We start from the raw sequence: 25,275 nt of genomic DNA on the forward strand, positions 1-25,275 counted from the left end.
CCCGCCGTTACGGTAATAGCGGCCTGCCTGATGACAGCATTCATGTGGAACTGACGGGCACGGCGGGGCAGTCTTTTGGTGCATTCTGCGTGCAGGGTGTAACCCTGCAACTGCATGGGGATGCCAATGATTATGTGGGCAAGGCCATGAACGGTGGCACCATTGTCATCGCCCCCCCGACAGGCACCAGTTATGCCAGCCAGGACTCGGCCATTGTCGGCAATACCTGCCTGTATGGTGCCACAGGTGGGCGCCTGTTTGCCGCAGGGCGCGCCGGAGAACGCTTTGCGGTGCGCAATTCCGGTGCAGTTGCCGTTATTGAAGGCGCAGGAGATCATGCCTGTGAATACATGACCGGGGGCCAGGTCATCATTCTCGGCGCCGTGGGTGTCAATTTTGGGGCGGGCATGACGGGTGGTCTGGCTTTTGTCCGCGATCAGGCCCGGCAGTTCGCCGATCAGGTCAATGGCGAACTGGTCAACTGCCACCGCATCGAAACCGAATCCATGCGCGGCTATGCCGCCCTGCTCCGGCGTCATGTCGAAACCCACGTTGCCCAAACCGGCAGCAGCTACGCCGCCAGCCTGTTGAAAGACTGGTCCCATTTCATTCGTGATGTCTGGCTCGTGGTGCCCAAGGCAGCGAAGCTGGATGTTCTGCTGGAAGAAGCCAGCTGATTATCAGCGCTATCCCGAGGAAAAATTATGAGCCATTTTGCCTTCATCGAAGACCCACGGCAGGACCCGAAAAAACTGGACGTAGAAGAACGCCGCGAAGCGTTCAAAGAAATCTACACCAGTTTTGATCTCGACAGTGCCAAGCTCCAGGCCGATCGCTGCCTGCATTGCGGTAACCCCTATTGTGAATGGAAGTGCCCAGTGCACAATTACATTCCCAACTGGCTGCAGCTGATTGTCGAAAACCGCATTGAAGAAGCGGCAGAACTTTCCCATCAGACCAATACCCTGCCGGAAATCTGCGGACGCATTTGCCCGCAAGACCGGCTTTGCGAAGGGGCCTGCACCCTCAATGACGGCTACGGAGCCGTCACCATCGGCAATCTCGAAAGATTCATCAGCGAGGAAGCCCTGGCACGCGGCTGGCGTCCCAGCACCGGTACCGTCAGCCCCAATGGTAAAAAGGTGGCCGTCGTCGGCGCCGGACCCGCAGGGCTGGGTTGTGCGGATGTTCTTAATCGTGCCGGCACCCAGGTCACGGTTTTTGACCGTTATCCGGCCGTGGGTGGGCTGCTGACTTTTGGTATTCCACCCTTCAAGCTGGAAAAGGAAGTCATTGCCCGCCGCGCTGATCTGCTGCAGGAAATGGGCATTAAGTTTCAACTGGGTACGGAAGTGGGTAAAGACATTTCCCTGGCACAACTGCTGAAAGACTTTGATGCCGTCTTCCTTGGCATGGGCACCTATACCGCCAAGACCGGCAATCTGCCCGGTGAGCATCTCCCCGGCGTCATCAAGGCATTGTCTTATCTGATTGCCAACACCCGTCATCTGATGCAGCTTCCGGACCCGACTTTGCCCTACATCAACCTTTCCGGCAAAAAAGTCGTTGTACTGGGGGGTGGCGATACGGCCATGGACTGTGTGCGGACTGCCATACGCCAGGGCGCCAGCAGCGTCATTTGTGCTTATCGTCGCGATGAACAAAACATGCCTGGCTCCCGACGGGAAGTCGCCAATGCCCGCGAAGAAGGCGTGAAATTCCTCTTCAATCGCCAGCCCGTCGAAATTATCGGCACTGAACAAGAAGGTACAAAGGCTGTCCGTATGGTGGAAACGCGACTGGGCGAACCCGACGCCAAAGGTCGCCGTCACCCCGAACTCATCCCCGGTTCCGAACAAATTCTGGATGCGGATGTGGTCATCATTGCCTTTGGTTTTGACCCCTCCCCCGCCTCCTGGTTTGGAGAACACCGCATTGAAATTGACGAGCGCGGCCGGATTCGCACCAATGCCCAATTTCAGACCAGTAATGCCCGTATTTTTGCAGGTGGCGACATGCGGCGCGGTTCAGATCTGGTGGTCACTGCCGTGGATGAAGGACGTAAAGCCGCCGAGGGTATTCTCGATCAGTTGGGAGTTTAAGAATTATGGCCTATGCCTTGCAGAATGATCGCTTTCTGCGCGCCTGCCTGCAGCAGAACGTAGATCAGGTCCCGGTCTGGCTGATGCGACAGGCGGGACGTTATCTCCCGGAATACCGCGCCACCCGCGCCCGGGCGGGTGACTTCCTGACCCTCTGCACGACACCGGAGTTGGCTTGCGAAGTCACACTACAACCCATCGACCGCTTCCCCCTGGACGCTGCCATTCTTTTTTCAGACATTCTCACCATCCCTTACGTGATGGGTCTGGGATTAAGTTTTCAGGAAGGAGAAGGCCCGGTTTTCGAAAAGCCCTTGCGCTCTGCGGCAGACATTGCCCGTCTCAGTCAACCTGATCCTGAAAATGAACTGCGTTTTGTCATGGATGCCGTACGCCTGATTCGTCGCGAGCTGGATGGGCGCGTACCCCTCATCGGTTTTGCCGGCAGCCCCTGGACCCTCGCCTGCTACATGATCGAAGGCCGTGGCAGCCGTGATTTCATGCATATCAAAAGCCTGCTTTACAGCGATCCCGCCACCTTGCACCAATTGCTGGCGCACCTTGCCGATTCAGTGACCGCCTATTTGAATGCCCAGATTGCTGCTGGTGCCCAGGCTGTCATGCTTTTTGATACCTGGGGCGGCAGCCTCAGCACTCCCGCCTATGCAGAGTTTTCTCTGGCCTATATGACCCGGATTATTGCCGGCCTGCGCCGCGAAGCAGACGGCCGGGCGGTTCCTGTTATCTTATTCACCAAAGGAGGTGGCAACTGGCTGGAAGCCATGGCCGACAGTGGTGCAGATGTCATTGGGCTCGACTGGGGTACGGAACTGCATGTCGCCCGGCAGCGGCTGGGTCAACAGGTTGCCCTGCAAGGAAACATGGACCCTATTGCTCTGTATGGCAGCACCGAAGGAGTTCGGCAGGAAGCTCTACGGGTTCTGGAAAGTCATGGTGCTGGTGCAGGTCATATTTTCAATCTGGGACATGGAATCACGCCCCAAACACCCATAGAGAATGTTGCCACCCTCGTGGATACGGTGCATAGCTGGAACCCTGCAAAGCAGCCCCTTCAAGATTGAACCTAAAAACGGCCGTTGCCGGGGGTGCTTTTTGCTCCGTTGTTCCTCGCCTGTTGTTCTAAGGCTCAGAACAAAAGTCGCTGCAAAGCACCCCCGGCAACGGCAGTTTTTAGGTTGAAAAGCGTTAAATCTCAGCCACCGTGGCTCCGTCGCCAGGCTGCCCAGGCATCGCGCAGCGGATGACGCCCACGACGCGGCTGCAAATAAGTCACCGAAGCCCCCTGTTCCATGCGCTGCAAGGCCTCACTGATTGCCATACGGGTTTGCCGGGCGAGCTGCCGACGTCCCAGTTCAGAAGGTAAGGTAGGGAGAAATTCCACCCGCAGGGTTAAGGGTGCGGCAGCGGCCAGCCGCCAGAGATGTCCGAACAAACTGTCGTCCCCAACAAAAGGACACAATCCATCAGGTTGCCCCGGTTGCAGCACGTCCTCATACCGCAGGGCCACCGGAACTGTTTCCGCTTTGGCGGCTGCAGCTGTTTCAAAAGGCGCGGCATAAAATTCGCCCACCGATTTACCGTCGCTGGTGGTTCCTTCCGGAAACAGCACAACGGTAGTCCCCGCAAGAATAATATCACTGGCCTGACGCATGGTACGCTGACTGGCCCGGGCATCGCTGCGATCAATAAACAAGGTCCCCAGCCAGACCCCCATGATCCCGAAAAAAGGCCAGTCACGCATTTCCTTTTTCGCTACAAAACGGCCGGGAATCAAGGTTGCCAGAGCCAGAATATCCAGATAAGACACATGGTTGGCGGCAATCAGTACGGGTTCTACCGGAATTTTACCGTCCACTCGCAAACGAATTCCCAAAACCCGCAAGGCGCGACGGCTCCACCAGGCAAAAGCCCGATAACTGGACGCATCAGGCTGGGCTTTGCGGGCACAAGTCCACAGCGCCAACGGATAAGCCAACAAGAGGTAAAGCAACAGCATAGGAATCCGCCAAAAACGACGCATGGCATTGGGCCGCATACGCCGCAAACGCCGCCCCGGATAATGAATAAGAACCGGAGCCAGCGTTTGTTTACGCCTTCTCATTTTTTGCGGCCCACCGGTTCCAGAAAACGTTGCTGATAACGCGTGGTCATGAGGCTGGCTTCACACCACACAAAAAAATCTGCGCAGTGAAACTGGGGATCCCAGAAAGGCTCTCCCCCCACCCGGACACCGGCCCGCAAATAACCCTTGAGTAGAGTAGGCAGAGAAGCAGCTTCCACCTCTGCCAGCCGGTCAAAACCCGGAACCTCGCGCAGCGGGAAAACCCGTTGTTCCTGCGGGGTCAAATATTGCTGAAGTTGCTGATACAGGGCGCCAAGGGCCGGACCATCCGTACTGTGCACACTCGCACAACCCATCAGGTAATCGATCTGCCACATGGACATGGCCTCGGCCAGGCCCGACCAGAGCAGGGCAATCACCCCGCCCTGACGATAATCCGGATGCACGCAAGAACGACCCAGCTCCATAATCCGGCTATTCAGGGCGAGCAGACGGGATAAATCAAACTCTGTCTCAGCATAATAACGACCCACAGAAGGGACTTTCTCGGGCAGGAACAGGCGGTAAGTACCCACTACTTCCTGACGGTTTTCATCCTCTACAATCAGGTGCTCACAAAAAGGATCATATTCATCCTGGTCCAGACCCGGCTCACCACTGAGTTGGGCGCCATATTCGGCACTGAACACTTCATAACGTAAACGTTGCGCTGCTTCCACTTCGTCCTGATGGCGTGCCAGATAAAGTCGCAAGGAACGATCTTTTTTCTTAGTCACGTGATCGGTACTGCCGTGAGATTGAGTGCTTAACATGCAGGACTCTCCGTGCAAAAACGATAGCAAACCTTCCTTATTATGACTCACAAATATGACAATAGTGCGGCACTTTTATGAACTTTTTGTGACAAACAAGATCCAGTTCACCCAATAGGGCCATTTTATAGCATGATTCAGACTTTACCAGTCCCAAGCGCAAAATAATCGGTCTCCTGCAAAAATCCACCGCCCAAGTCTTGCACCCCGCGTCCGCAATGGCTACTGTATAACATTGTTCCAGCGTACCTTGCTGAGAGGTGAAGTTTTTACCATGTCTGCCGCACCCGAGGAAGCCGATGACAGCCCTTACTGCTGTTGTTCGGCCGCTACTTTTATGGAAATTCTGGAGCGCCAACGCGCTGAACCTTTACCTTTCATGGAACTGCTGATGGTCCACGCCGGTTGTGGCGGCGGTTGCGGAAGTTGTATTGACGATCTTGAGGCTTACCTCCGTCAGCACGACGCTTACATCGAAGATTGAAGTTGTCCTGTGACTTTCAACCACCCTGGTGGTCCCGGGGTGGGCATCAGCAGACTATCTGGGCGCCCTTTTTCGCCCGCTCCGGCAAAGTTCCCCTGCGTCGTGAAATCTGGACCACACCCGATCATGATCAAGTAGCCGTCGATTGGATAGACGCCCCTCCCAACGCGCCCGTCGTCATTTTGTTTCATGGCCTGGGTAGCAGCTCACGGGGTCATTATGCGCTGGCGCTGGCAAGTGCCCTGCGTCACAGGGGGTGGGGCGGCTGCTTCATTAATTTTCGTGGCTGCGGTGGCATCGACAATCGCCTGCCGCGCAGTTATCACGCTGGCGACAGTGCCGAAATTGCCTGGATGCTAGAAAAGGTTGCAAAGATCCTGCCCGATCGCCATCGTTATGCAGTGGGTGTTTCTTTGGGCGGCAATGCCCTTCTGAAATATCTTGGTGAACAGGGGGGCAACGCCAACGCGGTTCTCAGCAAAGCCGCTGGCGTCTGTGCCCCTATTGATCTGGTAGCGACTGCGGAATTTCTGCAGAAAGGCAACATCCGTTTTTACAATCGTTACTTTCTGACAAACATGAAACAAAGCGTACGCCGCTTGCAGCGACGCTATCCAGAACTGGCAGATTGGTCACAGGTTTTTTCTGCCAAAAACCTGTATGATTTTGACGAACATTTTACGGCACCGGTACACGGTTTCGCAGGCGCACAAAGCTTTTGGGAAGAAGGATCATCTGCCCCCCTGCTTCGTCATATTACCGTGCCTACCCTGCTGCTCAACAGCGCGGATGATCCGATTGTACCCATAGCCAGCGTTCGTTCGGCCCTATTGAGTCCGGCGATAACGCCCTGCGTCACCCCACATGGGGGGCATGTGGGGTTCATGTCCGGACCTTTTCCCGGACGCCTGGACTGGTTACCACACACATTGCTGGATTATTTTGACGGGAGGAACAGCGCATGAGCGATCATCTGCAACCACGCCTGCGGGTTTTACTGGCAGAAGCCATCGCCATTGGCCCCGGCAAAGCTGAGTTACTGCGCCATATCCGCGAAACCGGCTCCATTTCCGCTGCGGCCCGCTGTATGCACATGAGCTACCGACGCGCCTGGTTATTGGTAGATACCATGAATCACAGCTTTATTACGCCCGTAGTCAGCACCGCTACCGGCGGCAGTCACGGCGGCGGTGCGCATCTGACGGAAATGGGTGCGGAAGTGCTGCGCCGCTATGAAGCCATGGAAGAAAAAGCCAATGCCGTACTGGCTCCGGACATTGCCGAATTCCGCAAAATCATGCAACTCCAGCCCCGGGAGCAGCCAAAATCGTGAAAAACCTGCTTCGGGAAGTACTCTGCAGCCGGGTTTATGATGTTGCCCGGGAGACCCCGCTGGAAGCCGCACCCAAGTTGAGTGCACGCCTGCAGCGCGAGGTTCTGTTCAAGCGCGAAGACCTGCAACCGGTATTCAGCTTCAAGTTACGCGGTGCCTACAACAAAATTGCCCAGCTTTCCGCCGCTGAAAAAGCTGCCGGCGTCATTACCGCCAGCGCGGGCAACCATGCTCAGGGGGTCGCCTACTCCGCCCAGAAACTGGGCATTCGTGCCATCATTGTCATGCCCGCCACCACGCCCGAAATCAAGGTCAATGCGGTGCGGGCACGGGGCGCAGAAGTGATTTTGCACGGCGATAACTTTTCGGACGCCCAGACCCACTGTTTCCAACTGATGCAGCAATCGGGCATGGTATTTATCCCGCCCTTTGATGATCCTCTGGTCATCGCCGGACAGGGAACCGTAGGGGCAGAAATATTGCGGCAGCGGGGTGCTGGTCTGGAGGCGATTTTTGTGCCCGTTGGTGGGGGTGGGCTGATCGCCGGGGTAGCCGCCTACCTCAAGTCCATTGTCCCGGAAATTCGCGTCATTGGCGTCGAGCCCTTTGAAGCCGATGCCATGTATCAGTCCCTCCAGGCCGGGAAACGGGTCGTGCTGCCCCAGGTGGGCATTTTCGCCGACGGTGTGGCCGTCAAACAGGTCGGTGAACATACCTTCGCCCTCTGCCAGCAATATGTGGACGAGGTCGTCCGGGTCAGTAATGATGAAATTTGCGCCGCCATCAAGGATGTGTTTGATGAAACCCGTTCCATCATGGAACCTGCCGGGGCACTTGCCCTTGCCGGGCTGAAACGCAAGGCGGCTGAAGACCCCGGTCGGGGTGGGGCCTGGGTCGCTCTGCTTTCCGGCGCCAACATGAATTTTGACCGGTTGGGCTTCATTGCCGAGCGCGCCGAACTGGGCGAAGCCCGGGAAGCCCTATTTGCCGTCACCATTCCGGAAACGCCCGGTGCCTTCCGGGACTTTTGTACGGCTATTGGCCAACGCGTCGTCACCGAATTCAACTATCGGCTGCACCGCCGGGATTGTGCCCATATTTTTGTGGGTGTCGCCATTCGCAATCGGGAAGACGCCGCAGCCCTCCTCCGGCAATTACAGGAAAGCGGGCATAAAGCCCTAGACCTCAGCGATGACGAAATGGCCAAGCTGCACATTCGCCACATGGTTGGTGGCCATGCCAGCGAAGCGCAAAGCGAACGCATCTACCGATTTGAGTTCCCGGAAAGGCCGGGGGCCCTCATGGAATTTCTGGAAAAACTGGGCGGGCAGTGGAATATCAGCCTGTTTCATTACCGGAATAACGGCGTTGACCTGGGGCGCGTCCTGGCTGGTTTTGAAGTCCCTGATACGGATTTGCAGCGCTTTGAAGCAATGCTCAGCAAGGTAGGCTATCCGCATTTTTCCGAAAGCAGCAATCCCGCCTACCGCTTTTTCCTGGACCAGGGTGACGCCCCGGTTTAATTCTCGCGAGGCGCGAACATTAAGCGTAGGGACTCGCCGATGCCAGCGGCCATCCCGTGCCAGCGTTTGGCTAAATCCGCGTCCATGTGGTCCAGCATGGTCTCGTGAAACAAAGCCAGCCAGTCATCCACTAAAGGGTTGGTAACACCCACCGGGGCGTGCTTGTCCCCCAGCGCATAGCGGTACTCCTTGTAGGGCAGCCCACCCGAAACCGTCCACCAGTAATGCACCAGACGATCCTTGTGCAAATCCCAGTCCTGCACAATGGAAAAGGGCTCGGCCAGAGTCGGATGCACCTGAATGCGATTATAAAAGTCATCCACCACCACGCGAATCACCGGCAGGGATATTTTATCGCAGAGCGGCTCAAGCCGCCGCTTGGGGGGGGTGCTGGTTTCCATTGGGTTCATCCGAAATGCTTTGATCAAAGGATCTTAGCAGAATTTTCATGGAAAGCAGAACGCGTTGCAGCCCAAGCCCATCCAGATCAGGCAAGCTGCAGAAGGTTAGATTGATCAGCATTGCCTAACACGGAAATTCACGACATAATAAAAATATCAATAAATTCAATAAGTAATGGTTATTTTTTATTACCAGAACATAACCATGTGTTACCAAGGAATAAACACTTATGCGCCGTAAAATATGTTTATGCCTCTGCACTGTTTTGACCTCGCTGGCAGGAACGGGCTTAGCCTCTGCGGAAAATCTTGCCTGGATGGCAACTTATCCTTATGGGCAGGCCCCCAGCCCAAAACTCATTGCAGCGGGTCTCGCTCCGGCGTCCTATGATCAGCCAGCAGCGACCCTGCCCAGTCGCACTTCCAGCCAATCTGCTATTACCGAAAGCCATAGCATAGTGCCGCAGTCATCATCCGTGCCTCCCTGGTGGAATCAGCCTCTGGAACAGGAACTGCAATCTTCGCCGCACGCGCTTCTGCCTTCTCCAGAAAGTCTTTCTCTCCCTTCTGCCAAAAAACCCTGGCCCTGGTATGACACACCACTCGGCGTACTGGGCATTGGCGTTGTGGCAACCGGCGTTACATTTGCGTTTGATCATGGCATCAATCAATACGCAGAAACCCATATCAGCTACAAGGTCCGTAAGCATATCGCCCTGAATTTTGCGGATGTCATTACCGACAGCGCCGCCATATTCGCCGGAACCACCTGGTTTCAAAGCCCTTGGGCCAGCGCCAAGCTGGCACACACTTCCAGTGTTGCCTTAACCGCAGCAGCAGCCACCACCGTAGAGGTTTTTGCGCTGAAATATGCATTTGGCAGAACCAGACCCAGTGGCCCCAATAGCAATTCCATGAGCTTTCATCCCTTCAGCTCACGGTACACGCTCTTCGACACCAGTTTTATTTTCCGTGGCGGCACCGGCAACACCGCCTCCTTCCCCTCCGGCCACACCGCCATCGCCTTCGCGCTCATTACCCCCTACGCACAAAACTACCATCTCCCCTGGCTGTACAGTCTGCCTGTTCTTGTAGGGATCAGCCGCATTATTGCGGTCAATGGCCACTGGGCCTCAGATGTTGTTGCCGGTGGTTTTGTCGGCTGGCTGACGGCAGACCTGACCAATCGGTTATTTCCCAACAGTAATTACGGCTTCATGCTGTTTGGCGATGGCGTAGGATTTTATGGCAAATTTTAACGGGAAACGCTTGTGAAAATACTGAATAAACAATGGGTAAAAGTACCCCTGATGATCGCCATGACCAGCGCCATCCTCTCCGGTTGCGCCATCATGACCGATGGACCCAACGCCAGTCCTTACCAGCGAGTCCCGCAAAAGCTCCCCTCTGCCGTACTGTCCCAGCACGAAGACCATCTTTCCCGTGCCGCCATGGCGCGTTTGCTGCACCAAAACATCACCTACCATCTGGGTGCAGGTGATGTGGTATCCGTCTCGGTGTATCTCCATCCCGAACTGTCCATTCCCGCGCCCGTGGGAAGTTCCGTTGGGCTGGCAGGGGCCATTGTTACCAATGATGGCAATATCCAGCTTCCCCTGCTGGGCGTCGTGCACGTGGCCGGCATGACCACCAAGCAACTGCAGGCCCATCTCAGCCATCTTTATGCCCATTACATCATTGACCCCAAGGTCAGCGTACAGCTGCAGGTTGCGCACAGTATCCGCTATTACCTGTTGGGAGAATTCATCAAACCCGGCCTGGTCTATTCCGACCGACCGCTCAACTTGCTGGAGGCCATGGCGTTGGGCGGCTCAATCAACCTGACTGATGCCGACTTGCGCAGTGCCTATGTGGTACAAAATGGTCAGAAACTGCCCATCAACTTCCATAAACTGATTCTGGCCGGCGATCTGCAGCAAAATATCCCTCTGAAAACCGGGGATACTGTTGTCATCCCCAGTACCAGCACCATGCGGGTTTATGTATTCGGCGCGGTCAACAAACCCGGTCCGGTACCTTTTCCCAATGGTCGTCTGAGTCTGTTACAAGCTATTTCTGACGCAGGCATGAATACCAATAGCCTGACCACCGCACAGCTCAGCGAAGTACGCGTCATTCGTTCAGAGGGCGCCAGCGGACAATTTTATGTCATCAATGCAAGACGCATTCTGGAAGGCAAAGCCGCGCCTTTCTATCTCAAATCCGGAGATATTGTTTTCGTACCGCAAACAACAGTCAGCAGTTGGAATCAGACCATTCAATTACTGTTGCCCTCGTTACAGGCTGTTGGCGATATCCTGAATCCCTTTGTGTCCATCAAATACTTGCAGCAATAGGAAAATATTTGTGACGGATCATACCTCAGCACAGCAACCAGCGCGCAGCAGCGCAAACCTTGAAGCCATGCGGGAAAGCAGCGACGAAATCGAGCTTGGCGCCCTTTTCCAGTCGCTCAGAGCGGGCTGGCGCCTACCCGTCTATCTTGGTGGTGCCGCCGCCTTTCTGGCGATTGTCTTTGTCCTGTTTGCCCAACCAGTTTTTGATGCCAGCGGCTCCCTGTATCTGGGAAGTGCAGAAAAAAGCCAATCACTCTCCTCCAGCGCGCTCAGTGGATTTTCGTTGCTTTCCGGGCTCATGCAAGGCTCCAGTATGGCCACTCAGGTCAACATTGTGCGCAGCCGGGATTTTGTTGAAGAGGCGATTCTCGACAGCGGGCTCAATGCTCAGGTATGGCCGGACGGTGCAGCAACAGACCAGCGTTTCTGGAACTGGCTGCTGGGCGGTCGCTCCCTGTCCATCTACGCAGCACCGTCTACCGGACTCCATGCCACACTCGCTGATGTCACCAGCCCTGCACTGAACAAGCAAAAACTCGACGTGCTTTTTTCTGCAAACGGCCATTACCAGATACTGAAAAACAAGCAAGTGGTACTGCAGGGTCAGCTTGGGCAAGATGCCATTGGCCCCGGAATCCGTCTGAAACTTCAGGCGATCCGCCCCCACTACACCCCTCCCGCCCATACTTTATACCATTTACGCATACAGACTCCGCGCGAAGTTTATAATGCCATGATCAAAAGCGGTGCGCTGGGCGTCAATCAGTTAGGCGGCGGCTCCGGAAGCAGTGCGGAAACCACCTATATTGTTAACGTGCATTACCAGAACACCGATCCTTTTGCTGCCCAACAGTTTGTCCAGACACTCATGCAAACCTATCTGGACAAAACCCACGCCTGGGCTACCGGACAGGCCGGTGCCAGCTTTGATTATCTCAGCACCCAAATGCACAAAATCCGCACCGCGCTTTCGGCAGCCGATGCCAGCCTTGCGCATTATCAGGCACATACGGGTGTCATTGCGGTTTCTGCCGGCGCACAGGCCATGATCAAACAGGAGGCCGACTACGAAACGCAACGTTCCAAAATCGAGCTGCAACTGCATACCCTGCAGCAACTGCGCCAACAACTTTCTGCACCGCAGGCAGCCATCAACCCGTACATTCTCAACAGCATTGATAACCCGGTCCTGAATCAGTTGAGCGGACGCCTGGCCGCCGCGCAGACCAAGCTCACTTCACTGGAAAAAATCTACACCCCGGCAGCACCGCAAGTCATTCAGGTACTTGCAGAAATCCACTCCATCCAGTCGGCCATTCATAACCTCATCGACAATCAGGCTCAAACCGCCCAGCAGCAATTACAGTCTCTGGACGCACTGCTCAGCCAATATCAAAGCAAAATGAGCAAATTTCCCAAGGCCGAACTGAAAGTCATCTCCCTCACCCGCTCCAGCGAGGTTTTGGGCAAATTGTATATGTTCCTCCTGCAAAAACAGGAAGAATCCGCCATTCAGAAGGCCAGCACCATTACCCGCAACCGGATACTGGATACCGCCCTGGTACACAACCTCCCCGTCTCGCCCAAAGGCAAAAAAACCGTCATCCTGTTTGGATTACTGGGTGCTTTTTTGGGGATGGCGCTGGTACTGGGAAGATTCCTTTTACTGACCAGCTTCCGCTCCGATGAAGAAATACAGCATCTTTATCCGTTTCTGCCGGTGTACGGTTTTCTGCCCGCTGAAGAAAAATCGTTCAATGCATCGAAGCAATTTGAGCTGCCCGATGCGCGTTCGGGATTTGGTGAGGCAGTGCGTCTGCTGCGGAGTAATGTTTATCTGGCAGCCGGGCAAAGCTCCGGGCAAATCCTGATGATTGCCTCGGCCACACCCAAGGACGGGAAAAGTACCGTCGCCTATCAACTGGGTGCGGCCATCGCCCAGGATGGCAAAAAAGTGCTGATCATGGATGCAGACTTGCGCAAGCCGCACAGCCACGAAATGTTTCGCATCGCCCAGACACCGGGCATTGTCGATGTTTTGTCCGGTCAGCATTCCTGGCAGGAAGCGGTACGCCCCATTCAGGCACTCCATATGGACCTGATCACTGCAGGCAATACGCCGCCAAACCCCAGCGAATATCTGGGCAGGCACCGGTTTGCTGAAATTTTGCAGGAAATGCGCCAGTCCTATGATTACATTCTGCTGGATACTCCACCTTTTCCCATGGTGGGCGATGCTCTGCTTTTGGGTAGTCAGGCAGACCGTATCCTCACGGTTGCCCGCGTACATGCCACACCCCGCAAAGCTTTCAAAGAGCACCTGCAAGGGCTGATCAACCTCGAAAAGCCCTTAGGCGTCATCATCAATGGGGTCCGCGTCAATGCCAGCTATGGTTATGGATACGGATACCACTACGGCGAAACCCGCCCTGAAAAACGCTGGCAGAAAAAACTGCGCGGCTGGCTCCGGAAGTTATGGGGTTGAATCTGTCGCGTCTCTGGTCGGGGCGCTTTGCGCGGCAAAGCCCGGAATCTGCGCCGGAGACTGCTCCACGCTGGGACTTTCATTGCCACCTTCTGCCCGGTGTGGACGATGGACTTCGTACGCTGGAAGAAACCCGTCAAGCTATCTCCGGCCTGCAGCAATTGGGCTATGGCGGCGCAGTGCTGACTCCACATATTTACCCCGGCGCCTACGACAACCACCCCCAAGGATTGCGCAAAGCCTTTGCAGAACTCCAGCAACAGGTATCAGGAGATTTTGTCCTGCATCTGGCCGCCGAATATTTTGCCGATGAAAGTATGCTGACGGCCATTACGGAGCATAATCTGCTTTATTTACCACTGGGTGAACAGAAAGTGGTTCTGGTGGAATTCCCGGTCCTCATGCCCAGCCCTGTTGGCACGGACATCCTCATCGAATTACAGCGCGCCGGTTATCAGCCAGTCCTGGCCCATGTTGAACGATACCGTTACGTCCAGCAGCAACCCGCTGCCTGGCTTGAAAAAATCCAGCATACGGGCGCCTGGTTACAATGCGACATCGGCAGCCTGGTCGGTCAATATGGACCCCATCCACAAACCCTGGCACGTCACCTGCTGGCACAAAACCTACCCACACTCTGGGGCACCGACCTGCACCGGGTGGAACAACTGGAACGCTATATGCGCCCCGGCCTGAGCACGCTGACCAAACGCGGGGTACCCATCAATTCGGCCCTTGCCTCATTGAGCGCAGCAAACAGCCTTTGATGACAAAAATCTTCAAGACTTCGGGTACCGACCCGTTTGCCGGTGTATGGACATTAACCAGGTAACGGCTGGCGTATACGCGGGGTTTTCGCGCAACAACTGCAGCAGAGTACGCTCTGCGGCAGCATGCTCTCCAGCCCGCCATTGGGTTAGGGCAATGTCCAGTTGCAAGTTACTGCGCGGGTAGGGAAACAGGGGGCGCTTTAGCCCGGCGCGCAAAAAATCCACTCCAGCCTGCACATGCCCTGCCTGCACATCCGCCAACTGAGCAATCTGATTGCGCAAATTCACACTCTCGGGGTTAATGGCCAAACCCTGACGCCAAGCCATTAAAGTCTGCCGCTTTGCCTGCGTTTTATCCAAACCCAGCAGCGCACCCTGACTGAGATAAATGTCGCCGATGGAACTCAACACCCCGGACTGACGCGGAATGCCCACCAGCCCCTGTTCATATTGCTGCAACGCGCTTTTGATGAGCACTTTTCGACGGTCAACACCCAGGGCCTTGTCCTGATCGGCCAGGGTTAAATATGCATTGGCCAGATACACATGGGGCTGGGTGGCCAGTAGCCGCGCAACGGTTATCCAGTTTGCGGCCTTCATCAAAAAAATGGCGCGCTGATTATTGTTGGGAATCATTCGATTCAGCCAGCCATTATCACTAAACAAGACGTAAGTCGCCCCGTCCGCTAGCAGGTTCCAGGACGCCACCAAAACACCAACAATCAAGACTATCTGGGCAATCACCCCATGATTGATGCCCAAGCGTGGCAACAGGGGCTGGGTGTCGCCGTGATAACCATAAATGCGCCAGGCCCGCGCCAAAAACAGACCCGCCAGCACACTCAGAGGCAAGTTGTAAAAAATGAAGTTGCCCAAAGCATGTCCAGTAATAGCAAACACCCCCAACACCAAACCTAACGCCTCCAGACGACGATCATCGGGCAACTGCAGGGATTTTCCGGCCTTGTAAAGCAGCTTATAGAGGGCATACATCAGGGTACCCGCAAAAGCCAGCAGAAAACCTAGATTAATCAAACCACCTTCGGCCAGATACTCAATATAATCGTTATGGGCATAGGTACCCGCAGAAGCCAGCTCACCGGGCAAACGGTAGGCCGGATAGTAGAGAAAATAACTGCCCAGCCCCGTACCCAGCCAAGGATGGCTGAGGAAAATGTGCCAGGTAGCAATCCACATCAGAGCACGAGAAACAGTGGCTGCATTATTGGCAATGAAATGTGGTGATAAATGCGGGAACATACTGAAATTATGAATAAAACTATAAAACATGAAAGCAATGAATGCCAAGCCGAACAAAAGCATTAACCGGCTCAAAAAGTTACGCGTTTTTCTCAGCCCAATGATTAAAAAGGGTAAAGTGCATATCCAGGCCAAAAAACCGCCACGGCTATACGTCGAAAAAAAGGCTAAAAGTAAAAGGGTTAATGTCAGCAAATAAAAAAGACTCGGTAAATCTACACGCCGCGTCAGAAAACCATCTAACCTTTTTGAATCCCGCACGAAATAAACCGCGACAACAGGAAAAAACAATAAATTCAGCCAAGCGGCAAAACTGTTGGTATCCATAAGCGGACCCAGCGAACGCAAAGCAAATGAGTCAACTCCATGCTGCATGCCAGAATAAGTTTGCCACAGTGCTATACCACTCAACACCCAAGCACTGCCCACCGCGCCCCACCAAAACCACTTCCAGGCGCGCTCCTGTACGGCATCGGGCATAGTCACCCAAATGGAAAAGGCCAGCGGCAAGGAACCCAGTGTCCAAAAATAAAACCAGCTACTGTAGGGCACACCACTCCAGAACAGGGTCACCCCAAACCACAAAAACCACAACGGCATAAATATCGGCAGAAAACTCTTTGGCCAAGGCAGACCGGCCCGCAAACGCGGCCACCAGACCCAAACACCCCAAGCCAGCATAACCAAGGTGCAGGCAGCTAATAGCGGAATGACTTGTCCGTTGTAATACCACGAAAGCAGGTAGGCCATAAAAGGCGGAATGGCATAAAACCAGGATGACAGTCTCGCAGATGGTAGCAAATCAATCCGCCCGGCGTCTTTCGCTGACGTCGTCTGCAAGCCACACCTTGATGAGTGATTGATAGGGCATATCACGTTTGTTGGCTTCGATTTTGATACGGTCCAGCAACGCCTCGGGTAAACGCAATGATATGGTTTTGGTAGAGGGCTTCAGTTTGGGAAAAGATGCACGCTGGGCATGGCTCCAGTCTAAATAATCGGCAGAGTCATGGCTTTCCCAGAACTCCCGTTCTTCCACCTCAGTTTTGAATTCAGGTTTCTTATTTAGATTGCTCATAAATGGTCCTCTCTTTGCGGTGCATATCACGAGCGGAAATCACTCGAATCAGTGTGCCGCCTTGTCTCACGGTAAAAGTGATATGCAGACATCTTGCATCATCAGTTTCACCCAAGGCGTGGTATCGGGCTTCTGTCTGGCTGTGCCTGGCATCTTCCTGCACCAAAAGTGGCTCATTAAAAAAGAGGCTTTCCGCTTCGGACTGACTAACCCCATGTTTTTCCGCATTCTTGCGGGAGTTGCCTTCGTCCCAGTCAAAACCCGTAATTTGTGCCCAATGGATCATCTTTGTATATTATCAACATATACCAAGGTCGACAACATGCGTTAAATGTGTGAACCGGCAACCACCCCCTGGTTCCCAGCGCAAGGGAAAAGGCAACACCTGATCATAATCATGCGCTGACTTGTCTAAATAAGACTCAAAACATTCACCTATATTCTTTCCAATAAGACCTATGCATGCTCAACTTACGCCGAAGTGACAACGGCAATGAAAGTGCGTGTTGACCCAGTTTATAGCCCGCATACTTGGCCATAGTCCGCAGAAACGCTGCGGGCAATAAAAAGGGAGCTTGTTTTTTTAGGTAAGCCAACTCGGATCGAACAAACCGACCCCCTTCTCCTTCGGGCTTACCAAACTCCCGCAATATCCACGCTTGATCCTGATGCATGACGCCAATATCAAAATAGCGTTTGAACTCCTGCGCTATGGTATAGCCGTGAGAATGATACACCTGTGCCTCTGCTACATAGGCAACAGACCACCCCGCCTGCAGCATCCTTGCCGCCACCACCATGTCCTCACCCAGAATGAGTTTTTCAGGAAAACCACCTACGGCCATGAGCGCTTCCGTACGATAAGCTGCAAAGGAATTGGACGTAAAAGCCGCCTTAATGCCCAACGTCGTCTTGTCATCGAGGGTACGGATGTTGGATTGAGGGGGATAATTAAAAATCCGTGCATGTGCTTCAATAGGATCGGCTTCTGGTCTAGGCAACTGGCGACCATAAGCAGTACCCACCTTGGGGTCTGCAAAAGCAGTCACTAATTGCTTGAGCGCATTGGCATCTGCGAGCACCGCATCCTGGGTGAGATAAACCAGCACATCAAAGCCATTCAAACGCGCAGCAGCCATCTGTCGTGTGCCACCATGGTCAAATTCGTGTTTGCTGATACGCAGCAAATCAAATCCGGCATCTTGGGCTGCAACGTCAGTGCCGTCGGTTGAGCCAGAGTCCACAACCAACACGAAATCGGGTTGAAGTAACTGGTTAGATAACATCTCCAGGCAACAATGCGACACTGGCCCTCCGTTGAGGGTGGGGATGACTGCTGCAATTTTTTTAGCTGACATTATATAGCACTACATAAATACATATAAGCCAATGCTGCGTAATATCTTATGTTTTCGCAAGCCTAGCCCAAGAGCGATGAATCTACGGACAAAAAAATTCTTTTCATCCAACGTTCCAAACATCTGAAGTGTGACAGCTTGCTGATTTGTTAATCTATCCTGATAGGCTCTCAAGAAAATTAACGCTTGATTCTCAGTGTCTATTATTCTTTGGTGCAACTTTCTACCTAAAAATATATATTTAAATGAATTATATAAATTCCATCGTTTAGCACCCGTATCATTCTTACCATGCTGCCTATATAGGATCGTGGATTCAGGTATAAATTCAATTTTACCAAAAGCCGAAGCAACCATCGCAATCCACCAATCGTGCATCTTTGATTCACTCGGTATCGGCATAGATATTTCAGCCAGGCTTCTATTAATCAGCATAGTACATCCTGTCACAACATTTTGTATCATGACGTCTTTTAGTTTAACAGCACGTGCAGGATCAATCGCCTGATAAGACCAAAATGACTTAGATAGCTGGATAAGGTTTTTATCAACGACACAAAGATCGGTATGAACTAATAGTGGCACATTATCATGATTATCACTTTCTATGGCCTTAGATAAAGTAAGTTCAATTTTATGAGGCAGCCATATATCATCTTGATCAGCAAACATAATATAACGTGCTGAACTTTTATTAAGCAATGCATTAAAATTACCAACAACCCCCAATCTTATATTTTTGTTGTCCAGAACAACAATCTTTTCTGGGTATTTATCTGCAAACGATTTTATTATTGTTACGGTAGCGTCACTGGAACAATCATCCCTAATTAACAATCGCCATGCGATATATGTTTGATTAAATATGGAATCTAATAATGCATCTATATATGACTCACCGTTAAATGTAGCCAAAATAATGTCAACTATTGGCATATTCATTTTAACCCCCAAGAAAAATGTAAAACCTCTTTAAATTTTTTGCACTTTCATCTGAAAAACATTACCTATCATCCATGGCCAGAGGAGCTGGTTTGAGCATGTAAAAAAGAATAGCCATTAAGATATAACCACTTAGATCAGTTGCAAAAACTCCTACTGCCAACCAAGTTGACCAATAGGCAACTATAGCTTTTCGGAAAATCCCAGACTCTCGTTTAGAAGTACGATACATATCTCTCCATATTATTAAGGTCGTAGAAAACCAAAGCAATAAACCAATCAATCCCTGATGAAGAAGGATATACAAATAGGTATTATCTATAAACATTTTTGTCTTTCCCGGTATAGAATCAACAATCGGACCAATGCCTATTAATATTTTCCACCAACTGCTGCCATCATAAATTTTCAAATAATAAATCAGCTCATCGACACGGATTGTGGTAGATTTTGAACTTGATAAAACCCCTAAAAAGAGTTTTAAAATTGCTGAAACTTCACCCGCAAAAAATAAAATAAGCAAGGTAGCGCCCAAAAAATAAAACGGCAGAAATAATGATTTTTCTTTTAATCTGGCAACATCATTATTGAGCCAAAGGAAAACAAAAATAAACAACATCGCCATTATTGACACACGAGTAAATGATAGCACATTTGCCGACATTGAAATGATCATAAAAAAAATGAGTAATAAAATTTCTATATGATCCTTTGATTTCTTAATCAATAACCACAGAATGCCAGACAAAAATGCCATAAACCAACCAAAATTTGATGATTGAGTGAATAATGAGTATGGCCGATTGAACCCATAAAAATCATAAGGAACATTTTTTACATATTCATTAAAAATCGTTATAGTTATTTGATTATAACCATCAATAATCTGAATCAAACCGAAGAATACAACGGGCACGGAAAAAACAAAAAAAGTTTTATATAGATATTTTTGCGAAAGCGCACCCGGTATCACCATTTGTAACAACAAAATCAATAACAGGGCAATATTAAAAACTATTGATCCAAAGGCACTCAGTCCAATTATGCTTATCAAGTTTGGGGAAAGAAGGCAATGAATAATTGTTGTTATACTCATGTATAAAATCAGTACAAATAATAGGGCGTGCTTCACAGTAAATTTGAATTTATTCCTTATCATTATCTCTGTTAACATTGTTAACAACCAAACTACCATTAAAACAGAAACCGACAAAACTTTTTTATGGAATATCAACAATTCCAGATACAAAGGTAACGCGTTAAAATAGTATAGGATCCATATAATAAATGCAAAAAAAGAAAGCACTATAGAAATTTTTATACTTTTAAAAGATAAATTACCCCTCATGATAAATGCGCCTTTAAAAAACATGCACGGCTGAATTCATGATGCCTCAAGATACTATATATATGATTAAAAATTAAATAAATTTTAATTTTTTCGATGAAAATCATGGCTTTTTTAACCTGCTTTTTAAGCCCCGATTTAGTGCCACGCAAAGTAGCAATAAAACCGGAAGGGTTTCTTCGCAACACTCGCTTGCCCAAACGGCCAAAAGTGCCAATTAAAATAGGCCATGCCGCGATGGATGCATAACGGCGGAAAAATATGGCGGCTGACTCATTGAAATAAAAGTCTAACAAAGGACTGCCCTTGCAAGTAGAAGCGTGTTCTCTATGAAAAACGATAGACTGATGCGCAACAGCAAGGCTCCAACCAAACTTCCGCAACCGAAATGATAGATCAGAGTCTTCCCAGTACATGAAAAAATTTTTTTCATCCAGTAATCCTACTTGATCCAGTGTGCTACGCCGTAAAAGAAGGCTAGCACCTGTCAAAAAGTGAAGCTTGTCATCTGAAACACGTTCAAGGTAATGGTGACTGCGTACCGTCAAGAAAGAAATTGTACCACCACCCCAAGCTTGAATTTGATCAGTGTGATCAAGATAGTACAGTACAGAGCCAACTGCACCAACCTTAGGGTTAGCCTCAGCGACTGATACCATAGCCTTCAATGCGTTTGGCTCTGCTTTGGTATCATTGTTCAAGAGCCAAACATAATCAGCGCCGTCTTCCATCGCACGGCGGATACCGACATTGCAGCCACCGGAGAAGCCAAGGTTACGACCCGTTTCTATGAGTGGAACTTCGGGATGTGCAGCGCGGATGCGCTCGACAGAATCATCTGTGGAACCATTCTCCACGACCAACACGCGGTAATCGTCATAATCGAGCGACAACAAGGAATCCAGACAGGCGATAGTATCCCGCCAACCGTGCCAGTTGAGGAGAATAATGCAGACCGTGGGACATTCCTTCACGTCATTTCCCTTCATGGGATAAGGCCGCCTCAAGAGAATCAGTAGCCTTTTCCCAGGAGAATTGCTGAATATGTTGATAACCGGCTTGCGCAATGATCTGCCGCAGGTTCGGACTCTCAAGAAGACGGCAAATATTTCCGGCCAAGGCATCGATATCTTTGGGCGCACTCAAAAGCGCTGTCTGTCCATGCTCCGCGTATGCGCGGACACCCCCGTGCTCGGTGGATGCCAATGCCGCTCCGCAGGACATCGCCTCTGCCCCAGGAAGTCCCCAGCCCTCGTAGTGGGAGGCGGTCACAAAAATAGCGGATGAATTATATAGATCGCAAAGAAGGTCATCAGATGGCCGTTCATAATAGCTTATCCAACTGGGAAAATAATCCGGCTTGCGCCCGCCGAAAGACCAAGCAGTGATATTGTCACCGAGTTTTTTACGTACATCGTCCAATGCAGCAACGGCGTCACGCGTACCTTTAAATTTTTCCGGGCGAGATGGGAAGCCGATGGCGCGTCTCTCTGTGCTTCCAAAATCTGTCTTCAGTTTATACGTTTCAAAATCAATCCCGTTAGGTACATAGGCTTCTACTTCTGCGCCACACCCCTTAACCATATCATGGCAGGCAGCCGATATTACGATGTTATGCATCTCACTATTATAGGTTGCTGCAATACGTTCTCGGGTTTCCGAATCAACAGTCATATAATGTTCGTAGTCCTGAATAAGATAATATTTAACCCCCTTCATGGGGCCGTAGGACTGAACCCATTCCGCTGTTTGCCATGCTGTAGCAATAACAACGTCTGCATCAGGAATATTTGTTTCCTTGAGAGACAAAACCCATTGCATCTTGACACGTTTATCCATGTTGAACCAATTTTTTGGGATATAGCTTTTGTCAACCACACGCTGAACGTAGCGTACCATTTTTTTTGGCAAGTCACTCCAGGGAGTATCAATCTGTAAAATAGCAGGGTGCACTATAGTCACACTATGACCACGACAAACTAGGTGATTGGCATATTCATAGACAACCTTTATGCCACCAACTGGATGGATTGCCGCAACGGGCAGAACAAATGTAATATTCATCGTAAAACACCTATAGAGCAGATATTAATTAGATCCTTGACTGCTCCAGTAATCCCGAAGAGTCCTTTCGTCCTTTTTTTGTAGGCGCCAGAGAAAAGCGCCTTTAAGAACAAGGATAATCTTTCTAATCGCGTAAGAGTAAGGTCATACATAGCAGCACGCAAACTATATTTTTCCGACAACCATTTATAAAAATCGATAGTTCTCTCAACATTATTGTATGTTGCTGTGGTACTAGACTGACAACCAGACATCAGTGAATCAACCCGCTCTAATAAAGAAAGCGATAACTTGCAGTATAATTTGTAATCATTTTCTGATGACTGTGAAAATGCGAGTTTCAATAGCCGATCTAGATACGTAACATATGGTTGGGGGCCAGCCGTATTATTATTATGCTGCCTATAACGTGTTAGCGCTTTTGGCAAAAAGACAACCATCTGACTGGAAATAGCCAGAAACGGTATCCACTGGTCATGAGACATCAAGTGTTCGAATGTGTTGTGGTCAATAGGTCTTTTATTGATGCATTCAGGCGATGGGAGAATTTCTTTACGAAACATTAACGTCATACCATAATAGCTAAAAAATGGATTAAAATCTGCTGCGGAATACTCTTTTATGCTTTTCATCTTCGGAAAAACTATATTTGTGCATCGACCTTCTGTATCCATAACCTGATAAGGATGACTAACCATCGCAACTTTTGGATCGCTGAAATACTGATGTTGAATCTTCAGCTTATCATTATCCCATATATCATCCTGATCACTGAACGCTATCAAATCCCCCGTACATAGATATGCTGCTTTTATGAAGTTATCCCTATAACCAAGTTTTTTTTCGTTAAGGTAAAGGCGTACAGGGAAAGGGGATATTTTCGCGAATTCACTAATAATAACGCATGTTTCATCTGATGATCCATCATCGGTAATAACTAACTCGATGGGTAACAATGTTTGTGATGCAATGCTTTTTAACTGGTCTTTTATAAATCTTTCCCCATTATATGTAGCCATTGCAACAGATATAGGCAAAAAAGTATCAGATTTCATATTGAATCCTTACTTTTTTTTATTATATAAAATATATCTTTATAAATTATAAATTTTTTATTTATAATCATACAACAATCATTTATTATATACCGCACATCATTGGTGTATTTCATAATTTTTTCCAAGCTTGCACTAGAGAGAAGTGACGCAGGCTATGCATAAAGCGGAGCAACAGATGCCGTAATTCTGGCGCGATTCCTAATGCCCAGATCATACTTAACATTGTCAAAAGAGCGGCCCAAAGGCTTTGGGTCGAGAACGTGGTTTGCGGTGCGACCACAGCGGCACAGCCCATCATTACAAAAGCGGGAAACGCATAACGCAAGCGCAAAGGAAGCTTCGCAAAATAAAAGAGCAGCAACGCATCTGCCGCCACCCGTATGCTCCAGGCCAGTGCTGCCCCCACCAGACCTAGCCAGTGAATACCGCCCCAGAGTAGTACCAAAAAAAATGGTAGTTCCAGAAGATGTAGTTTCGCGGTAATATCCGGGCGACCTTGTCCCTGAAGCAATCCATAGGGAATAAAGGCCAACCCGTTTATCCAAATCCCCGCGAGCAAAATCATGCCTACCACAGCTCCATGCTGGGAAAACTCCGGGCTGATCCAGTACGTCAGGAAAAGTGGAAGAAGTGTGATACCAATTACTGTGATGGGCGTCATGATGGCGATCAACAGATGCAAGCTGCGCTCCGCTAAATTCTTACCCACCTTGCTTTCGGCACTCGAAAAACGGGGAAATAAACTAGTGGACAGGGCGCCGGGAAGAATTGAAACCCGGTTAACCAGATTATAAGGCACAGTGTAGTAGGTAACGGCTTGCATACTCAGTAAAACGCCGATCAACATACGATCGAAAGTGACAAGCACCGGTCCGACGATGTTAGAAATGGAAATCCAGCCTCCATAGCTGAATAGGGTACGTGCTTGTTTCTTATTAAACAATGCAGCAGGCACAATGGGCAAAAAGCGCCATACTCCAATAAACTGCAGTAACAGACCGGAAGCACGAGCGAGTACCACGGCGGGAATCAGCCAAGCCAATTCGGGACTAATGAACACCGCCACCAGAAGAGGGCCAACCTGGGTCACAGCTGTGTTGAACACCCCTATGAGGTTCATGTATGCGAAGCGCTCTCGTGCTTCCAGCGACCCCGCCAGCACACCACTTACAGTTGAGATCGGTAGAGCCGCAGCAATCCAAGGAAAGCTGGCAAGCACGCTGCGGCGCATAGTGTCGGAAATATGAAATAAATGGGTGAACACCGGCTGCGCCACTGCATAGAGCAAGACTGCACCAATAAGACCAAAAGACAGATTGAGCCAGAACGCAGTCCAGAAGGTTGTACTACGCACCGCAGGTGTTTCGCTATGCTGGCGGGCCAGATGATATGCACTGGCGCGCGAGAGACCCATTTCAAAAAAACCGAAGTAGCCCGTAAACAACCAGATGATGGCCAGCACCCCATACCGCGCCTCACCGATGGCATGCAGGTAGAGGGGTACCGTGACCAGCGAAACCCCTAGCGGCGTAAGCTGGCCAAAAAGGTTATAAAAGGTATTTCGCTTAATACTCATTACCTGAGCCGGCAAGTTCTTGCATAACCGATGCGGGATTCGAGCAGACCAAGCATGCGTATTTTGCGCCGCAATGCAGCGTCGGCCGACAGCGCGCGCGTCTGAACGAGCAGATCGATGTCGCCGCCCCGCTTGCTGTCATCCACCCGCGAACCGAAGAGCCAGACGCGGGCTTCTGGGCCGAAGCTTTCTGCCGCGCTCTGGCGGATGATGGCGATTTGTTCGAGGCTGGGGCGCATGG

At 50.8% G+C, this 25,275-nt stretch carries 25 protein-coding genes; 11 read left to right on the forward strand and 14 right to left on the reverse strand.

Annotated features, from left to right (window positions below):
• From HJG40_RS00015 to hemE, 3 genes are all read left to right on the forward strand, one after another.
• Nucleotides 1-677 (forward strand): GltB/FmdC/FwdC-like GXGXG domain-containing protein (locus HJG40_RS00015; protein WP_497006467.1); only part of this gene is annotated, 677 nt, incomplete at its 5' end.
• A 27-nt stretch (nt 678-704) separates the two neighbouring features.
• Nucleotides 705-2,102 (forward strand): glutamate synthase small subunit GltD family protein, encoded by a 1,398-nt coding sequence (locus tag HJG40_RS00020; protein WP_215862305.1) that lies wholly within the window; start codon nt 705-707, stop codon nt 2,100-2,102.
• Between the two features lie 5 nt (nt 2,103-2,107).
• Nucleotides 2,108-3,184, forward strand: coding sequence for a uroporphyrinogen decarboxylase (gene hemE / locus HJG40_RS00025; protein WP_215862306.1), 1,077 nt, complete (start codon nt 2,108-2,110; stop codon nt 3,182-3,184).
• Between the two features lie 131 nt (nt 3,185-3,315).
• Here the strand turns inward: hemE and HJG40_RS00030 are convergent, their stop codons facing one another.
• Nucleotides 3,316-4,224, reverse strand: a complete 909-nt coding sequence (locus HJG40_RS00030) for a lysophospholipid acyltransferase family protein (protein ID WP_215862307.1) — start codon at nt 4,222-4,224, stop codon at nt 3,316-3,318.
• Nucleotides 4,221-4,997 carry a GNAT family N-acetyltransferase gene (locus tag HJG40_RS00035; RefSeq protein WP_215862308.1) on the reverse strand — a complete coding sequence of 259 codons (777 nt, stop codon included), beginning with the start codon at nt 4,995-4,997 and terminating at the stop codon, nt 4,221-4,223. The genes HJG40_RS00030 and HJG40_RS00035 overlap by 4 nt, the downstream gene beginning before the upstream one ends.
• Nucleotides 4,998-5,271: 274 nt before the next feature.
• On the opposite strand from HJG40_RS00035, the gene HJG40_RS00040 reads away from it, so the two are divergent.
• The 4 genes from HJG40_RS00040 to ilvA are packed head-to-tail and all read left to right on the forward strand — an operon-like array spanning nt 5,272 to nt 8,337.
• Nucleotides 5,272-5,481 (forward strand): (2Fe-2S)-binding protein, encoded by a 210-nt coding sequence (locus tag HJG40_RS00040; RefSeq protein ID WP_024893851.1) that lies wholly within the window; start codon nt 5,272-5,274, stop codon nt 5,479-5,481.
• Between the two features lie 2 nt (nt 5,482-5,483).
• Nucleotides 5,484-6,446 (forward strand): YheT family hydrolase, encoded by a 963-nt coding sequence (locus HJG40_RS00045; RefSeq protein ID WP_226856766.1) that lies wholly within the window; start codon nt 5,484-5,486, stop codon nt 6,444-6,446.
• Nucleotides 6,443-6,814, forward strand: coding sequence for a winged helix-turn-helix domain-containing protein (locus HJG40_RS00050; protein WP_215862310.1), 372 nt, complete (start codon nt 6,443-6,445; stop codon nt 6,812-6,814). The genes HJG40_RS00045 and HJG40_RS00050 overlap by 4 nt, the downstream gene beginning before the upstream one ends.
• Entirely contained in the window at nt 6,811-8,337 is a 1,527-nt protein-coding gene (ilvA, locus tag HJG40_RS00055; RefSeq protein ID WP_215862311.1) for a threonine ammonia-lyase, biosynthetic, read from the forward strand. The genes HJG40_RS00050 and ilvA overlap by 4 nt, the downstream gene beginning before the upstream one ends.
• On the opposite strand, the gene HJG40_RS00060 is transcribed toward ilvA, so the two are convergent.
• Nucleotides 8,334-8,738, reverse strand: a complete 405-nt coding sequence (locus HJG40_RS00060) for a truncated hemoglobin (protein ID WP_215862312.1) — start codon at nt 8,736-8,738, stop codon at nt 8,334-8,336. The genes ilvA and HJG40_RS00060 overlap by 4 nt on opposite strands.
• A 230-nt stretch (nt 8,739-8,968) precedes the next feature.
• On the opposite strand from HJG40_RS00060, the gene HJG40_RS00065 reads away from it, so the two are divergent.
• Genes HJG40_RS00065 through HJG40_RS00080 form a run of 4 tightly spaced genes read left to right on the forward strand, consistent with a single transcriptional unit; the run spans nt 8,969 to nt 14,347 of the window.
• Nucleotides 8,969-9,997: a phosphatase PAP2 family protein gene (locus HJG40_RS00065; protein ID WP_215862313.1), complete on the forward strand. Its 1,029-nt coding sequence runs from the start codon at nt 8,969-8,971 to the stop codon at nt 9,995-9,997.
• 12 nt (nt 9,998-10,009) lie between these two features.
• Nucleotides 10,010-11,095 (forward strand): polysaccharide biosynthesis/export family protein, encoded by a 1,086-nt coding sequence (locus HJG40_RS00070; RefSeq protein ID WP_368355854.1) that lies wholly within the window; start codon nt 10,010-10,012, stop codon nt 11,093-11,095.
• A gap of 10 nt (nt 11,096-11,105) precedes the next feature.
• On the forward strand, nt 11,106-13,580 hold the full coding sequence (locus HJG40_RS00075) for a polysaccharide biosynthesis tyrosine autokinase (RefSeq protein ID WP_215862314.1): 2,475 nt from the start codon (nt 11,106-11,108) through the stop codon (nt 13,578-13,580).
• Nucleotides 13,571-14,347 carry a tyrosine-protein phosphatase gene (locus tag HJG40_RS00080; protein ID WP_215862315.1) on the forward strand — a complete coding sequence of 259 codons (777 nt, stop codon included), beginning with the start codon at nt 13,571-13,573 and terminating at the stop codon, nt 14,345-14,347. Before HJG40_RS00075 ends, HJG40_RS00080 begins: the two co-directional genes overlap by 10 nt.
• Before the next feature lie 12 nt (nt 14,348-14,359).
• Here the strand turns inward: HJG40_RS00080 and HJG40_RS00085 are convergent, their stop codons facing one another.
• The 11 genes from HJG40_RS00085 to HJG40_RS00135 form a co-directional block, all read right to left on the reverse strand.
• The gene (locus tag HJG40_RS00085) at nt 14,360-16,450 is read right to left on the reverse strand and encodes an O-antigen ligase family protein (RefSeq protein WP_226856767.1); all 2,091 of its coding nucleotides are present in this window, start codon (nt 16,448-16,450) and stop codon (nt 14,360-14,362) included.
• On the reverse strand, nt 16,413-16,688 hold the full coding sequence (locus HJG40_RS00090; RefSeq protein WP_215862316.1) for a BrnA antitoxin family protein: 276 nt from the start codon (nt 16,686-16,688) through the stop codon (nt 16,413-16,415). The genes HJG40_RS00085 and HJG40_RS00090 overlap by 38 nt, the downstream gene beginning before the upstream one ends.
• Nucleotides 16,672-16,974, reverse strand: coding sequence for a BrnT family toxin (locus HJG40_RS00095; protein WP_215862317.1), 303 nt, complete (start codon nt 16,972-16,974; stop codon nt 16,672-16,674). Before HJG40_RS00095 ends, HJG40_RS00090 begins: the two co-directional genes overlap by 17 nt.
• Before the next feature lie 145 nt (nt 16,975-17,119).
• Nucleotides 17,120-18,046, reverse strand: coding sequence for a glycosyltransferase family 2 protein (locus tag HJG40_RS00100; RefSeq protein WP_215862318.1), 927 nt, complete (start codon nt 18,044-18,046; stop codon nt 17,120-17,122).
• 9 nt (nt 18,047-18,055) lie between these two features.
• Nucleotides 18,056-18,988 (reverse strand): glycosyltransferase family 2 protein, encoded by a 933-nt coding sequence (locus HJG40_RS00105; protein WP_215862319.1) that lies wholly within the window; start codon nt 18,986-18,988, stop codon nt 18,056-18,058.
• A gap of 61 nt (nt 18,989-19,049) precedes the next feature.
• Complete coding sequence (locus HJG40_RS00110) at nt 19,050-20,084, reverse strand: O-antigen ligase family protein (RefSeq protein ID WP_215862320.1); 1,035 nt, start codon at nt 20,082-20,084, stop codon at nt 19,050-19,052.
• Between the two features lie 248 nt (nt 20,085-20,332).
• The gene (locus HJG40_RS00115; RefSeq protein ID WP_215862321.1) at nt 20,333-21,325 is read right to left on the reverse strand and encodes a glycosyltransferase family 2 protein; all 993 of its coding nucleotides are present in this window, start codon (nt 21,323-21,325) and stop codon (nt 20,333-20,335) included.
• Nucleotides 21,312-22,400, reverse strand: a complete 1,089-nt coding sequence (locus HJG40_RS00120) for a glycosyltransferase family 4 protein (RefSeq protein ID WP_215862322.1) — start codon at nt 22,398-22,400, stop codon at nt 21,312-21,314. Before HJG40_RS00120 ends, HJG40_RS00115 begins: the two co-directional genes overlap by 14 nt.
• Nucleotides 22,397-23,455 (reverse strand): glycosyltransferase, encoded by a 1,059-nt coding sequence (locus HJG40_RS00125; protein ID WP_215862323.1) that lies wholly within the window; start codon nt 23,453-23,455, stop codon nt 22,397-22,399. Before HJG40_RS00125 ends, HJG40_RS00120 begins: the two co-directional genes overlap by 4 nt.
• 112 nt (nt 23,456-23,567) lie before the next feature.
• The gene (locus tag HJG40_RS00130; RefSeq protein ID WP_215862324.1) at nt 23,568-25,034 is read right to left on the reverse strand and encodes a flippase; all 1,467 of its coding nucleotides are present in this window, start codon (nt 25,032-25,034) and stop codon (nt 23,568-23,570) included.
• Nucleotides 25,034-25,273 (reverse strand): nucleotidyltransferase domain-containing protein, encoded by a 240-nt coding sequence (locus HJG40_RS00135; RefSeq protein WP_215862325.1) that lies wholly within the window; start codon nt 25,271-25,273, stop codon nt 25,034-25,036. Before HJG40_RS00135 ends, HJG40_RS00130 begins: the two co-directional genes overlap by 1 nt.
• Nucleotides 25,274-25,275: the final 2 nt, after the last annotated feature.

It is taken from the genome of Acidithiobacillus concretivorus (genome assembly GCF_018853445.1).
Lineage (GTDB): Bacteria > Pseudomonadota > Gammaproteobacteria > Acidithiobacillales > Acidithiobacillaceae > Acidithiobacillus > Acidithiobacillus concretivorus.